Source organism: Stenotrophomonas sp. 704A1, from assembly GCF_030549525.1.
GTDB lineage: Bacteria > Pseudomonadota > Gammaproteobacteria > Xanthomonadales > Xanthomonadaceae > Stenotrophomonas > Stenotrophomonas tuberculopleuritidis.
Map to the genome: position 1 here is coordinate 1,225,772 of NZ_CP130831.1, position 13,781 is coordinate 1,239,552.

A 13,781-nucleotide genomic window follows, 5' to 3' on the forward strand; every position below is an offset into this window, starting at 1 on the left:
TCAAACGGAACTGAAATGGAATGGCTGGCTGACCCCTCGATCTGGATGGGCCTTGCGACCCTGGTGGTGCTGGAGATCGTTCTCGGCATCGACAATCTGGTGTTCATCGCGATCCTGGCCGACAAGCTGCCGCCCCACCAGCGTGACCGCGCACGGGTGATCGGCCTGGCCCTGGCGCTGCTGATGCGGCTGGTGCTGCTGGCGGCACTGGCATGGATCATGAAGTTGACCGAACCGCTGCTCACGCTGTTCGAGCACAGCTTCTCCGGGCGTGACCTGATCCTGCTGGGCGGTGGCCTGTTCCTGCTGTTCAAGGGCACGATGGAGCTGCACGAGCGGCTGGAAGGGCGCGAGCATCACGAAGAGGGCAGGAAGGTCTACGCCAGCTTCGCGATGGTGGTGGCGCAGATCGTGGTGCTCGACGCGGTGTTCTCGCTGGACTCGGTGATCACCGCGGTGGGCATGGTCGACAACCTGGGCGTGATGTACGCAGCGGTGACCATCGCGATGGCGCTGATGCTGGTGGCCAGCAAGCCGCTCACCCGTTTCGTCAACAAGCACCCGACCGTGGTGGTGCTGTGCCTGGGCTTCCTGCTGATGATCGGCTTCAGCCTGGTCGCCGAAGGCCTGGGCTACAGGATTCCGAAGGGCTACCTGTACGCGGCCATTGCGTTCTCGATCCTGGTCGAGGCATTCAACCAGTGGGTGCGCTTCAACCGCGAGCGCAACGAGCGCCGGCAGCCGTTCCGCCAGCGCACGGCCGATGCGGTGCTGCGCATGCTGGGGGCGCGCCCGGCCAATGGCCACGACGATGCGCATGAGGAGCGCGGCGATGAGGCGGAGGAACGCCTGCAGCCGGCCGAACACGAGATGATCCGCAGTGTGCTGGGCCTGGCCGATCGTCCGGTGTCCAGCGTGATGACCGTGCGTGCCGATGTGCAGTGGATCGACCTGGCCCGTGGTCACGAGGATGTGGTGGCCCGCCTGGTGGCCTCGCCGCACACCCGCCTGCTGGTGGGCGAGGGTGACCTGGACAGCCTGCGTGGTGTGGTGCAGAGCCGGGATCTGCTGGCCGACCTGCTGCAGGGCAGGCCGCTGCAGCTGGAAGGCAACCTGCGCGAGCCGCAGTACGTACTGTCCAGCGCCAGCGCCCTGCATGCGCTGGAACTGATCCGCCAGCACCCGGTGCCGCTGGCGGTGGCGGTGGACGAATACGGAAGCGTGGAAGGCCTGGTCACCGCCAATGACCTGCTGGCGGCCATTGCCGGCGATCTGGCCGATACCCAGGACGCGCGCTATGGCGTGGTGGCGCAGGGCGAGGATTGCTGGGAGGCCGATGGCGCGCTGACCCTGGACGATCTGCAGCGCCTGGCCGGCGTATCGCTGCCGCGCAGTGCCGACTACATGACCATCTCGGGACTGGTGCTGGAGCAGCTGGGACGCCTGCCGGACATCGGCGACGCGGTCGAGGTGGCCGGTGTGCGCGTCACCGTGCTGGCGATGGAGAAACGCCGGATCGCCCGCCTGCGGGTGCAGCGCCTGCCGGAGGCGTGACCGCGCCCCTACCCAATGACATCGTCTGCAGTCACCATGAGCGCCCGGTTTTTTCCATGGACGTGTGGTTGTGCTGAGTACGATGGGGTTGTTGATGGGCCTGTATGTGGCCTGGCGCCTGTTCTGGCCGCTGCGGCTGCCGCTCTGGGCCAAGGCGCTGCTGTCACTGCTGCTGGTGGCGCTGGCGGTGCAGCTGCGCATCGTCGCTACGTTCTGGGGCACGATGGCGTCGCCGGAGATCCCACGAATGGCCATCGCCACCCTCGCCACCGGTTCCACCGCGGTGCTGCTGTTGGCACTGGGGCTGCTGGTGCTGGATGCGGGCCTGCTGCTGTCGCGTGCGCTGCGCTGGCCGCGTGCGGTGGCGGCGCTGCGCACGCGCATGCTGCGGCCGCTGGCGGCCGGGTTGGCCCTGCTGCTCAGCGCTTACGGTGTCAGCCAGGGCATGGCGGTACCGACGGTGCGGCAGATCGACGTGCGCATCGCCGGGCTGCCGGCCGCCTTCGACGGCTACCGTGTGCTGCAGCTCACCGACATCCACGCCAGCCGCCTGCTGACCGGCGACTGGGTGCGTCGGGTCGTGGCAGAGAGCAATTCGCTGGAGCCGGATCTGATCGTGATCACCGGCGACCTGATCGATGGCACGGTGGCGGCGCGCCGCAACGATTTCCAGCCGCTGGGTGACCTCCAGGCGCCGGACGGGGTGATCGCCATCACCGGCAACCACGAGTACTACGCCCAGTACCGCGAATGGATGCAGGCCTTCCGCGCGCTGCACATGCAGGTGCTGGAAAACAGCCATACCCAGGTGCGTCGCGGCAGTGCCGCGCTCACCATCGCCGGTGTCACCGATCCCGTTGCGGCGCGCTATGGCCTGCCGCTTCCCGATCTGGACGCCGCGCTGGCCGGTGCCGCGCCGGCCGCGCCGGTGATCCTGCTGGACCACCGTCCGCGCAACGCGCGCGAAGCGGCCGAGCGCGGCGTGAAGCTGCAGTTGTCCGGGCATACCCATGGTGGCCAGATCATCGGCATGGACCAGCTGGTGAAGCGGGCCAACGGCGGCTACGTATCCGGCCGTTACGCGGTGGACGACATGACCCTGTACGTCAGCAACGGCGCCGGCCTGTGGGCAGGCTTCCCGGCACGCATCGGCGTGCCTTCGGAAATCACCCTGATCACCCTGCGCCGCGCACCGTGACCGGGTGCGGCGCGCGGCATGACCGGTCCACGGCTCAGAGGATGAAGCCGCCATCGATGGTCAGGCTGCTGCCGGTCATGTAGCCGGCCTCCGGGCCGGCCACCCAGCTGGCCAGTGACGCGATCTCGGCAGGCTGGGCGATGCGGCCCAGCGGCACCCGCGCAGCCAGCATTGCATCCCATCCGGCGGTGATGTCGGTTGCGGTCGGCCCGGGTTGCAGGTTGTTGATGGTGATGCCGCGGGGGGCCAGCTCCAGCGCCAGCTCGCGCACCAGCGCGGCCACCGCCGCCTTGCTCATCGCGTACAGGCTGCTGCCCGGTGAGCCGCTGCGAACGGCGGTGTTGCTGCCGATGGTGATGATGCGGCCGCCCGCCGACAGCTGCGGGAGCGCCGCCTGGATGGCCAGCACCACGCCGCGGATGTTCACCGCCAGCAGCTGGTCCAGCGTGGCCAGGTCCACGCTGTCGATAGGCGTATGCCGGTAGAGGCCGGCGTTGACCACCAGCACATCCAGCCCGCCGAAGGCCTGCGTGGTGGCGGCCACGGCCTGGCGCAGTGCATCGGCATCGCTGCTGTCGGCGTGGACGGCGATGGCACGGCCAGCGTGCATGCGGATGGCCTCAAGCGATGCCTGCGCCGCTTCGGGGCGCGAGACGTAGGTGATGGCCACCTCATGGCCGTCGGCAGCCAGGCGCTGCGCGATCGCCGCGCCGATGCCGCGTGAGCCGCCGATGACCAGTGCACGGCGGCGGGAAGAAGTCGATGTCATGTTGAAACTCCAGTGGGGGTGGGAAAGGCGCTCAGGACGCCGGTTGCGAAGCATGCGAACGCGCACCGCGCCGCAGCGTCTGTGCCCGCTTGGCGATCCAGCGCACCACGAAGGCGGTGAACAGCAGCGCCGAGGGCACCGCGTACCAGAAGTTGGCGGGCACGCGCTTGAAGTACGAATAGGTGAACACCGCGGCGATGATCCACATGCCGGTCACGTGCAGGCGCCTCCATGCGGTAGGTCCCATGCGCCGGGCGATGCCGCGGTGCGAGGTGATCGCCAGCGCGAGGATGGCCACGTAGCCCACGGTGCCCGGCAGGTTGGCCAGGGCCGAGCGCGCCGGCCAGAACGCGGGGTTGAGGATGCCGAAGGCGGTGATCGCCACTGCATGCAGCAGGTGCGAGAACGCGAACGACAGGCCGACGATGCGGCGCTCGCGCAACAGGAACCGGGTGAACGCGCCGGGCAGCAGGCTGGCGAACGAAGACGCAGTGAACGCGGCCAGGAACAGCAGGAACGACGTGCGCGCGGTCACCCGGATGGCCGCACGGCTGCCTTCCACCACATCAGGTTGCAGGGCGAACGCGGCCATCGCGAAGGCGATCAGCACGACGGCGATGGCCACGAACAGGCGCCAGCCGTGCAGGAAGGAGGGGGTTGCAGCAGCCATGGTCAGACCTCGATGAAGGAAAAAGGGAGGAGCGGCGCGTGGCCGCAGGGTTCAGCAGGGGTGCGCCGCGACCAGCACGCCGGCGGCGCAGAGGTCGGCCAGCAACGGTGCGCTGGACGCCTGCAGATCAGCGCGCTCCACGCCGTGGTTCGCTGCCAGCGTCCCTAGTGCGTCGTCGACGCGGGCGCCGTTGTTGCCCAGCGCCGTCAGCAGGGCATAGGCCAGCGGTGCCAGCATCTGCGTGTGCACGCTGAAATCGGCGTGGCGTTGCAGCAGCAGCAAGGTTGGCGTCGCATCTGACGGTGCCGCCAGCGCGTCGTCCCGGTGCACCGGCCACTGGTAGCCCAGCACCCGGACATGCGTCGACAGCGCAAGCACGTCCGTGCCCACCGCGGCACGCGGCAACGGCTGTCCGGCCTCGCGCGCTTCAATGTGCAGCGCTTGCTGCGTGCTTTCGTAGTGCGCCAGTTCCGCGGCCCAGCCCGGCAACCCGAGCGTGTCCTGTGCCGCCAGCCAATGCGCGAACTCGGCGGCGATCTGCGGGAACAACGGGGTGTGGCAGGCATGGCGGGCGTAGTAGTCCTCGACGGTGGCGCGCCAGCGCTGCGTGCCCAACCGGTGCTGCAGGCGCGGCAGGCTGCCGGCCAGCAGGGAGTCCAGGCTGTCGATGCACAGGCGGCGGTACACCGCCAGCCGACGCGCCTCGACACCCTCGGGTGCGGTCATGGAAGGGTCGCGCACATGGTCGGCCCAACGTCGTTGGAGGGTTGCCAGCGACTCAGCCATGGGCCACCTCCGGCATCAGCGCGTCGGCCTGGGCCTGGCGGATCTGCGCGACTTCGTCCAGCAGCTCGGCCAGTGGCGGGAAGTTGAAGTCGCGTTCGAGCAGGGTGGGGTGCACGCCGACGCGGGCATAGGCCTCGCGCAGCAGGGCCCAGACCACGCCCTTCACCGGCGCGCCATGGGTGTCGATCTTGAAGCCGTCGTCCTCGTCGAAGTGGCCGGCCACATGCAGCGAGGCCACCCGATGGGCAGGTACGCGGGCCAGGAAATCGAAGGCGTTGTAGCCGTTGTTGCAGGCGTTGACGAAGACGTTGTTGACGTCCAGCAGCAGATCGCAGTCGGCCTCGTCGAGCACGGCGTTGATGAAGTCGATCTCGCTCATGTCGGCACCGGGCACCGCGTAGTAGGAAATGTTCTCCACTGCGATGCGGCGGCCCAGGCTGTCCTGCACCTGGCGGATGCGGCCGGCGACGTGGCGCACGGCTTCGGCGGTGAACGGCAGCGGCAGCAGGTCATAGACGTGTCCGCCGGCGGCGCAGTAGCTCAGGTGTTCGCTGTACAGGTGCACCTGATGCAGGTCCAGGAAGGCACGGGTCTGCGCCAGCAGCGTGCGGTCCAGTGGGTCCGGGCCACCCAGCGACAGCGACAGGCCATGGCAGGTGAGGCGGTGGCGCTCGCTCAGCTGGCGCAGGGCGGCGCCGTGCGCGCCGCCGACGCCGATCCAGTTGTCCGGCGACACTTCGAGGAAGTCGAGGGCATCGGCCGGCATCGCCAGCAGGTCGTCGATCAGGCCACGGCGCAGGCCAAGACCGGCGCTGGCGGAAGGCAGCAGCAGGGACATACGCGGTACTCCGGGGTAGTGGCGCCGCCGTGCTGGCGGCGCCGGGTGGCAGGCAATCAGTCGGCAACGCGTGAGAACAGGCCCTTCGGCATCGGCTTGCCGTTGGCGGTGTAGACCCTGCGCAGGTAGTCGTGCGCTTCCTGTTCGCTGATGTAGCCGTCGTGGTCGGTATCGATGCGGTCGAATTCGGCGGCACGCGTGGCGGCCACGGCGTTGAACTCGGCGCGCGACACCCTGCCGTCGTGGTCACGGTCGGTGCGGGCGAACGAGGCGTCGCCGCACTTGCCTTCGCCGCATTGGCCCTCGGCCACCTTGGCCTTGCCGGCCGGCTTGGAGGTGGCGGCCTTGTTGGCGCCGCACTTGCCTTCACCGCACTTGCCTTCGGCAGCGGCGCTCATGGCCACGGCACTGAGTGCCAGCGGCTGGACGGCCGCGGCCTGGCCGGCCAGCAGCAGGCCCCCGGCGAGGGCGATGCCGATGGCGCCGATGCGCGGCAGACGGGAAGCGGTGGTGTTCTGGGTCGGGACGGACATGGTGATGACTCCTTGAATGGCACGCCGGGCGTGCGGGATGGACGCCGCCCGGAGGCGACGGAAACGAACGGAAGGTGCGTGGGAGGGGCGAAGCGGTTCAGGCGCTGCGGCGACGGCGCAGCGCGTGGCCCAGCAACAGCGCAGCGCCGAGCAGGGCGCCACCGAAGCCGATGCCGGGCAGCAGCGCGGCGACCGGCAGCAGCAGGGCGATCAGGCTCACGCCCCAGCCGAGGCCGTCATTGCCGACCGTGGCGCGCTGCGGGCCGGCCAGCAGGCGATCCAGGCTGAGCGCACCGCCGCCGTTGAGGATCAGCGGCAGCAGCATGGCCAGGAACAGCAGCGGCAGCTTGAAGTTGCCGTAGCCCTGGTCGGTGATCGCATAGCCCTGCCAGAGTTCGCCCAGGCCGTTCCACTGGTCGGGCCAGTGCACGGCGGCGATGGCGACGATGGTGAGCACCCAGAAGATGTAGGCCACCGAGCGCGTGGCCAGGCCCAGCAGCAGCATCACTGCGCCAACCAGTTCCAGCCAGGTGGCCAGCTGCCAGTTGAGCGATGCCGGCAGGGTGGAGAAGGGGAACGGGAAGCGGCCGTCCAGGTCGGCGAACCAGTTCTGGCCGCCCAGCTTCTCGCGGCCGGATTCGAAGAACTCCCAGGCCAGCAGGGCGCGCAGGGCCAGCGGCGAGAGCCAGCGGCCGACCGCATCCAGGCGAGGGGTGTACAGCGAAGCGGTGGTGCTGGTCATGTCGGTGTCCTGCGGGCCAGTGGTCGATGGAGGCCATTTCAGGACGTGCAGGTATCGGCAACGTGTGCCGTTGCCCGGGGTTTTGTCAGCCACTGTGGCCGTGGCAGGGGTTTCGTACAGTCAGATACAAAGACGCCGCATCGGGGGCGCATCGGCGCGTTGCGCGCCCGCGTGCGGGGAACGATATCCCCCCGGTAGCGCCGGGCCATGCCCGGCGGCCGAATGTATCCCACTGTAGGAACCCGCCGCCGCCCTACAGTCCGGTACAACTCGGCCCGGCAGCGAAACAGCACCGATACACCGTCAGGTGGAAATGGCCACTCCCAACCCTGGAGTGCCACCCATGATCCGCACCACCCTGCTTGCCGCCGCCCTGGCCCTGGCCGGCGCCGCCACCCCCGCCTTCGCCGCGCAGGCCGATGCCGGCGCAGCGCCCACGGTCATCCTGGTCCACGGCGCCTTCGCCGACGGCTCCAGCTGGAACAAGGTCATCGCGACGCTGCATGACTGGAAGCTGCCGGCGGTGGCCGTGCAGAACCCGCTCAGTTCGCTGGCCGATGATGTGGCCGCCACCCGCCGTGCGATTGCCGCGGCGCCGGGCAAGGTGGTGCTGGTCGGGCACAGCTGGGGCGGCACGGTGATCACCGAAGCCGGCAACGACCCGAAGGTGCAGGCGCTGGTCTACGTGGCGGCGTTCGCGCCCGATGCCGGCCAGTCGTCGGCGCAGCAGGGCGAGGGCTTTCCGGTCGGCCCGGGGCTGGCCCGGCTGCAGGAACGCAACGGCTACCTGACCCTGCCGGCCGACGCCATCGCGCAGGACTTCGCGCCGGACGTGATGAAGAAGACCGCCGCCCTGCTGTACAGCACCCAGGTACCCCTGAAGGCCAGCGCACTGGGCGAAGCGGTGACGACCGCAGCCTGGCGCAGCAAGCCCAGCTGGTACGTGATCAGCCGCGATGACCGCATGCTGTCGCCACAGCTGCAGGCGGCCACCGCGCGCCGCATCGGGGCGCAGGTGCAGTCGATTGGCAGCAGCCACGTTTCGTTGCTCTCGCACCCGGCACAGGTGGCCGACAGCATCCTCGAAGCGGCCGGGGTGAAGCCGGCCGAGCTGCCGCTGGCCGAGCAGGGCGGCTGAGATGGCCCGCCTTCGCAGCTACACGCTGCCGTTGCTGCTGGCCCTGTGCGGCGGCGCGGCCCTGCTGCTGGCATGGCCAAGCCCCGACGCCGGCGCGCAGCCGGCGGCGGGGCCGCCGCCGGCCGGGTTCCAGGGCGGTGGCCCCTGGCACAACAGCCCGCCCCTCACCCTCCAGCAGCTGCGCGGGCAGGTGGTGCTGGTCGAGTTCTGGACCTACACCTGCCGCAACTGCCTCAACGTCGCGCCGTACGTCCACCAGTGGCACCGCCGCTACGCGGCGCAGGGCCTGCAGGTGATCGGCGTGCATACCCCGGAGTTCGCCGATGAAGGACGGCCGGGCAACGTGCGCCATGCCCTCCAGCGGCTGGACATCCGCTGGCCGGTGGTGCAGGACAACCAGTACCGGATCTGGAACGCCTGGGGCAACCGCTTCTGGCCTGCGCTGTACCTGATCGACCGCCAGGGGCGGGTGGTCTACCGCCACTACGGCGAAGGAGATTACGCACGCACCGAAAGCGAGATCCAGCGCCTGCTGGCCAGCCCCTGAGCCGCGCTACCATGGCCGCGCCGTGCGGCCTTGCCCCTGCCTCCACCGAGAACGCGATGAACCACGTACCGCACATCCTTGTCGTCGACGATGACAGCGAAATCCGCCAGATGCTGGCCGACTACCTGCAGCGCAATGGACTGCGTGTCAGCCAGGCCGATGGCGGTCGCGCCATGCGCGCGCTGATGGATACCCATGCCGTGGACCTGGTGGTGCTGGACGTGATGATGCCCGGCGAGGACGGCCTGAGCCTGTGCCGCAACCTGCGTGCCGGCAAGCACCGCGCGGTGCCGGTGGTGCTGCTGACCGCACGCGATGACGAGACCGACCGCATCATCGGGCTGGAGATGGGCGCCGACGACTATGTGACCAAGCCGTTCTCCTCGCGCGAACTGCTGGCCCGCATCAACGCGGTGATCCGCCGCACGCAGATGCTGCCGCCGAACCTGCAGGTGACCGAGGCGGGCCGCCAGCTGGCGTTCGGTGAGTGGCGGCTGGACACCACCGCGCGCCACCTGCTGGATGCGCAGGACACCGCCTATCCGCTCAGTGGCGCCGAGTTCCGCCTGCTGCGCGTGTTCCTCGACCATGCCAACCGCGTGCTCAGCCGCGATCAGCTGCTGAGCCTGACCCAGGGCCGTGACGCTGAACTGTTCGATCGTTCCATCGATCTGCTGGTCAGCCGTGTACGCCAGCGCCTGGGCGACGACGCACGCGAGCCCACCTACATCAAGACCGTGCGCAGCGAAGGGTATGTGTTCAGCATGCCGGTGCAGATGCTGGGGCCGGAGGAATGAGCGCCGCCGTGCGTCGCCTGCCGTGGCCGCGCACGCTGTCGGCACGGCTGCTGCTGTTGCTGCTGGGCGGCTTGAGCGTAGCCCATGCGCTTTCGTTCGGGCTGCTGTTCTTCGAGCGTTACCAGGCCACGCGGAGCATGATGCTGCGCAACCTGGACGAGGATGTGGCGGTGAGCGTGGCGTTGCTGGAGCACCTTCCCGCCAGCGAACGCGACGCCTGGGTGCCGCGCCTGGAGCGGCGCACCTACCGCTATCTGCTGCGCCCGGCGGCGCCCGGTCCGGCCGTGCTGACCGATCGCGCCCGGCAGGTGACCGGCATCATCGATGACAGCCTGCAGCACCGTTATCCCCTGCAGGTGCGCCAGGTCGCGCGCATGCCCGAGCGTTTCGAAGTGGAACTGCGGCTGCGCGACGGCACGCCGCTGACCATCGAAGTCACGCCGTCTGGCCTGCCGCTGGCGCGCTGGCTGCCCGCCGTGCTGCTGTTGCAGCTGGCGCTGCTGCTGCTGTGCGCATGGTGGGCGGTGCGGCTGGCGATGCGCCCGCTGGCGCAGCTGTCGCACGCGGTCGAACATCTGCAGCCCGGCAAGGAGGGGCCGGCGCTGCCCGAAGCGGGGCCAGCGGAGGTCGGAGCCGCTGCCGCGGCGCTGAACGCACTGCAGGCGCGCATCCGGGGCCATGTCAGCGAGCGCCTGCAGATCCTGGCGGCCATCTCGCATGATCTGCAGACGCCGATCACGCGGATGAAGCTGCGGGTGGAGACGCTGCCCGAAGACGCCACCCAGCAGCGCCTGCTGGCCGACCTGGACCATCTGGGCCAGCTGGTGCGCGAGGGCGTGGCCTACGCGCGCAGCAGCCATGTGGCCAGTGGTGCGCCGGTAGCGATGGACCTGGGCGCGTTCCTGGCCAGTGTGGTCGGTGACTACAAAGACATGGGCAGGCCGGTCACCGGCGGCGCGCCACCTGGCCTGATCGTGCAGACCTGGCCGCAGCCGCTGCGGCGCGTGGTCGGCAATCTGGTCGACAACGCGCTGCGCTATGCCGGCAGTGCGGACATCGAGGCCGGCCGTGATCCAGCGGGCAGGGTGTGGATCCAGGTTTCCGATCGCGGCCCCGGCATTCCCGAGGACCAGCTGCAGGCAGTGCTGGCGCCCTTCCATCGGCTGGAAAGCTCGCGCAACCGCGATACCGGCGGCACCGGCCTGGGCCTGGCGATTGCCCTGCAGCTGGCGCAATCGCTGGGTGGTTCGCTGCAGCTGCACAACCGCGAAGGCGGTGGGCTGCAGGCGGTGCTGCAGCTGCCGGGGTCGTAGGTGGGGGCAGAGCCCGTTGCCACCGGCAAAGTGATCTGGCCCCGCTTGCAGGTGCACCGCGCCGTCACCCCGCGCGTGACACCCTCCGGCCATGACTGAAATGACGGCGGCGCGGCAGCGCTCGATGTGGGTAGCGGGCCTGTCCACCGTGGTGGAGTGGTACGACTTCACCCTGTACCTGTACTTCGCCACCGTGTTGTCGCGGGTGTTCTTCGGTGGCGGCGAGCAAGCGATGCTGGTCACGCTCGCGGGCTTCGCGGTGTCCTATCTGATGCGCCCGCTCGGCGCGCTGTGCTTCGGCCACCTCGGTGATCGCCTCGGCCGGCGCTGGATGCTGCTGGCCTCGATGGCGCTGATGGCGGCGGCGATGCTGGCCACCGCGCTGCTGCCGACCGCGGCGACGGCGGGCACCACGGCCGGCGTGCTGCTGCTGGTGCTGCGCTGCGTGATGGCGTTCTCGGTGGGCGGCGAATACACCGGCGTGGTCGCCTACCTGCTGGAAAGCGCGCCGGCCCGGCGGCGCGGCCTGGTGACCTCGCTGGCCTCGGCGGCCAGTGAAGTGGGCGCGCTGCTGGCGGTGGCGATTTCTGCAGTGACGGTTGCGATGCTGACGCCCGCGCAGCTCGATGGCTGGGGCTGGCGCATTCCGTTCTTCGTCGGCGCCGCGCTGGCGCTGGTGATTCTCATCGCGCGCTCAGGCATGCACGAATCGCCCGAGTTCGAGCGTCAGCGTCGCGAGGGCAGCATTCCGGCGACGCCGCTGCGCCACGTGCTGCGCAATCATCCTGGCGCCGTGGCGCGCACCTTTGCGATCTCGGCGCTCGGCTCGATCACCTACTACGTGGGCATCACCTATGTGCCGGCGTTCCTGCATGCGCAGGGGCATGACGAGGGCGATGCGCTGTGGCTGTCGACGCTGGCCGCGGTGGCGGTGATCGTGATCACGCCGCTGTGCGGTGCGTTGTCCGACCGTTTCGGGCGGCGGCCCCTGTTGCTGTGGCTCACCGCATTGGCGGCGCTGCTGCCATTGTCGATGTTCGCCTGGATGGCCGATGCCGCGCCGCTGGGTATCGCGCTGGCGGCGGTGGTGCTGGCCTGCGTGGCCGGTGGCATCAGCGCGGTGGCGGCCCCGGCCACGGCAGAGCAGTTCCCGGGCGAAGGCCGGGTCAGTGGGCTGGCCCTGGGGGTCACGATGGCCACCGCGTTGTTCGGCGGGGCCACGCCCTGGCTGGCGCAATGGTGGGTGCAGCGCAGCGGCTGGGCAGCGGCGCCGGGCGCGATGATCGCGCTGGTGGCGGTACTGGTGCTGCCGGTGCTGTGGACACTGCCGGAAACCGTACTGCGTACCCGCCCCGGTGACCGGGGCGGGCGCTGAGGGTTCAGACCGTCAGGGTCTGCTCGATGTCGGCCAGTACCGCGGCCGCATCGACGCCGATGGCGATCGACTGCAGCACGTGGCCATCCCACACGCTGGGGCCGAAGCCCATGCCTTCCGGCTTGGGAATGGTCATGCCGCGGGCAACGCCGTCGGTGGCCACGCGCACGCTGGCGCGCTCGAACTGGAACAGCTCCGGCCGGGTCAGCGCGATGCAGGCGCAGCAGTCGTGCACCACCATGCCCTTGTGGCCGGCCTGCAGGTAGAAGTCGACGTAGTCCTGCGACAGCGCACGCACCAGCTCGGCGTCGGCGCCGCCGACCGCGGCCAGCGTGTCCAGGCCATCGCGGTTCATTTCCACGCGGGTGGTCACGTCCAGGCCGATCGCGGTCACCGGCCAGCGGGCGGTGAACACGATGTCGGCCGCTTCCGCATCGCCCCAGATGTTGGCTTCGGCGGCCGGGGTGATGTTGCCGTTGACGTGGAAGGCGCCGCCCATCAGCACCACGCCGCGCACCAGCCCGGCGATATCCGGGGCCTGCTGCAGGGCCAGTGCCAGGTTGGTCATGCGGCCGACCGCAACCAGGGTCACTTCGCCCGGATGGGCGCGGACCAGGTCGATGATCATCTGGTGGGCCGGTCGCGCATCGGCGCTCACCTCCAGGGTCCCGGGCACCGGGTGGTTGCCCAGACCGTTGTGGCCGTGGATGTGCACCGGCCAGGCTTCCGGCGTGGCGTCCGGCTGCAGCGGGCCTGCGGCGCCACGTGCGACCGGAGCGTGCAGGCCCCAGGCCTGCTTCAGGTACAGCGCATTGTGGGTGGTCGAATCCACCGACGCGTTGCCGAAGGTGGTGGTCACCGCGATCAGGTCGATCTGCGGGTGCTTGTGCAGGTACAGCAGGGCCAGGGCGTCGTCGACGCCCGGGTCGGTATCGAAAATGACTTTCAGCATGTTGTTGTTCTTCTTCTTCCGTGTGGTACAGGGGGGCCGGCGGCGGTGATCGCGGGCCGGCGCACCCCACATTGTCCCATCTTCATGACAGGCAGGGCGAACCGGCGCACCGGTGGTATCGTCGATACCCACGGGAGGGGCGCAGGCCGCAGGTCAGCGGCCGGTGGCCGGATGGGGCCGCCGCCGGCGTGCCTCCCAGGACCCGACATCCCTTGCAAGGAGCTGCGCCATGCTGGCCGTGACCCTCGTCCTGATTGCCCTGGTGCTGGGCCTGAACCTGGTAGCGACGTTCGTGGTGGTGGGCCGCGACGACCTGCCCGTCAGCAGCCGCGCCGGGCAGCTGCTGGTGGTGTGGCTGCTGCCGCTGGTCGGCGCGATCCTGTGCATGGCGATGGCCACCGCCGATGGCTCGCCCGGGCGCGCCGATGGCGCCGGCGGGGGACCGTACGACGCCTCCGGCAGCCATGCCAGCGACAGCACCAGCCCGCACAGCTACGGCGGCGCCGAGTGCGGCAGCGACAGTGGCGGCGGTGGCGATGGTGGCAGCGGCGGCGATTGAGGCCATGGGC

At 69.8% G+C, this 13,781-nt stretch carries 15 protein-coding genes; 8 read left to right on the plus strand and 7 right to left on the minus strand.

Translation table 11 applies throughout. The features are described 5' to 3' along the window. Positions 1-15 precede the first annotated feature (15 nt). Together Q5Z10_RS05685 and Q5Z10_RS05690 are read left to right on the plus strand one after the other, a co-directional pair. Complete coding sequence (locus tag Q5Z10_RS05685; RefSeq protein WP_303638289.1) at positions 16-1,554, plus strand: TerC family protein; 1,539 nt, start codon at positions 16-18, stop codon at positions 1,552-1,554. A gap of 70 nt (positions 1,555-1,624) precedes the next feature. Continuing rightward, positions 1,625-2,752, plus strand: coding sequence for a metallophosphoesterase (locus Q5Z10_RS05690; RefSeq protein WP_303638290.1), 1,128 nt, complete (start codon positions 1,625-1,627; stop codon positions 2,750-2,752). Between the two features lie 34 nt (positions 2,753-2,786). On the opposite strand, the gene Q5Z10_RS05695 is transcribed toward Q5Z10_RS05690, so the two are convergent. From Q5Z10_RS05695 to Q5Z10_RS05720, 6 genes are all read right to left on the minus strand, one after another. Continuing rightward, positions 2,787-3,521, minus strand: a complete 735-nt coding sequence (locus Q5Z10_RS05695; protein ID WP_303638291.1) for an SDR family NAD(P)-dependent oxidoreductase — start codon at positions 3,519-3,521, stop codon at positions 2,787-2,789. 31 nt (positions 3,522-3,552) lie between these two features. Further along, the gene (locus Q5Z10_RS05700) at positions 3,553-4,191 is read right to left on the minus strand and encodes a ferric reductase-like transmembrane domain-containing protein (RefSeq protein WP_303638292.1); all 639 of its coding nucleotides are present in this window, start codon (positions 4,189-4,191) and stop codon (positions 3,553-3,555) included. A 51-nt stretch (positions 4,192-4,242) separates the two neighbouring features. Continuing rightward, positions 4,243-4,977 (minus strand): HvfC family RiPP maturation protein, encoded by a 735-nt coding sequence (locus tag Q5Z10_RS05705; RefSeq protein ID WP_303638293.1) that lies wholly within the window; start codon positions 4,975-4,977, stop codon positions 4,243-4,245. Continuing rightward, positions 4,970-5,815, minus strand: a complete 846-nt coding sequence (locus tag Q5Z10_RS05710) for an HvfB family MNIO-type RiPP peptide maturase (RefSeq protein ID WP_303638294.1) — start codon at positions 5,813-5,815, stop codon at positions 4,970-4,972. The genes Q5Z10_RS05705 and Q5Z10_RS05710 overlap by 8 nt, the downstream gene beginning before the upstream one ends. A gap of 56 nt (positions 5,816-5,871) precedes the next feature. Continuing rightward, positions 5,872-6,348, minus strand: coding sequence for an HvfA family oxazolone/thioamide-modified RiPP metallophore (locus Q5Z10_RS05715; RefSeq protein WP_303638295.1), 477 nt, complete (start codon positions 6,346-6,348; stop codon positions 5,872-5,874). Positions 6,349-6,445: 97 nt separating this feature from the next. Then, entirely contained in the window at positions 6,446-7,090 is a 645-nt protein-coding gene (locus tag Q5Z10_RS05720; protein ID WP_303638296.1) for an HvfX family Cu-binding RiPP maturation protein, read from the minus strand. 343 nt (positions 7,091-7,433) lie between these two features. Between Q5Z10_RS05720 and Q5Z10_RS05725 the strand changes: the two genes are divergently transcribed. The 5 genes from Q5Z10_RS05725 (at position 7,434) to Q5Z10_RS05745 (ending at position 12,260) form a co-directional block, all read left to right on the plus strand. Then, positions 7,434-8,228, plus strand: a complete 795-nt coding sequence (locus tag Q5Z10_RS05725) for an alpha/beta fold hydrolase (protein WP_303638297.1) — start codon at positions 7,434-7,436, stop codon at positions 8,226-8,228. Between the two features lies 1 nt (position 8,229). After that, on the plus strand, positions 8,230-8,775 hold the full coding sequence (locus Q5Z10_RS05730) for a redoxin family protein (RefSeq protein WP_303638298.1): 546 nt from the start codon (positions 8,230-8,232) through the stop codon (positions 8,773-8,775). A 56-nt stretch (positions 8,776-8,831) separates the two neighbouring features. Then, on the plus strand, positions 8,832-9,572 hold the full coding sequence (locus Q5Z10_RS05735; RefSeq protein WP_303638299.1) for a response regulator: 741 nt from the start codon (positions 8,832-8,834) through the stop codon (positions 9,570-9,572). Continuing rightward, positions 9,569-10,885 carry a sensor histidine kinase gene (locus Q5Z10_RS05740; protein ID WP_303638300.1) on the plus strand — a complete coding sequence of 439 codons (1,317 nt, stop codon included), beginning with the start codon at positions 9,569-9,571 and terminating at the stop codon, positions 10,883-10,885. The genes Q5Z10_RS05735 and Q5Z10_RS05740 overlap by 4 nt, the downstream gene beginning before the upstream one ends. Before the next feature lie 100 nt (positions 10,886-10,985). Then, the gene (locus tag Q5Z10_RS05745; protein WP_303639142.1) at positions 10,986-12,260 is read left to right on the plus strand and encodes an MFS transporter; all 1,275 of its coding nucleotides are present in this window, start codon (positions 10,986-10,988) and stop codon (positions 12,258-12,260) included. A 4-nt stretch (positions 12,261-12,264) separates the two neighbouring features. On the opposite strand, the gene Q5Z10_RS05750 is transcribed toward Q5Z10_RS05745, so the two are convergent. Further along, positions 12,265-13,212 (minus strand): nucleoside hydrolase, encoded by a 948-nt coding sequence (locus Q5Z10_RS05750; protein ID WP_303638301.1) that lies wholly within the window; start codon positions 13,210-13,212, stop codon positions 12,265-12,267. A gap of 229 nt (positions 13,213-13,441) precedes the next feature. Here Q5Z10_RS05750 and Q5Z10_RS05755 point away from each other — a divergent pair, with 229 nt between their 5' ends. Further along, positions 13,442-13,771 carry a hypothetical protein gene (locus Q5Z10_RS05755; protein ID WP_303638302.1) on the plus strand — a complete coding sequence of 110 codons (330 nt, stop codon included), beginning with the start codon at positions 13,442-13,444 and terminating at the stop codon, positions 13,769-13,771. The last annotated feature ends 10 nt before the right edge of the window (positions 13,772-13,781 follow it).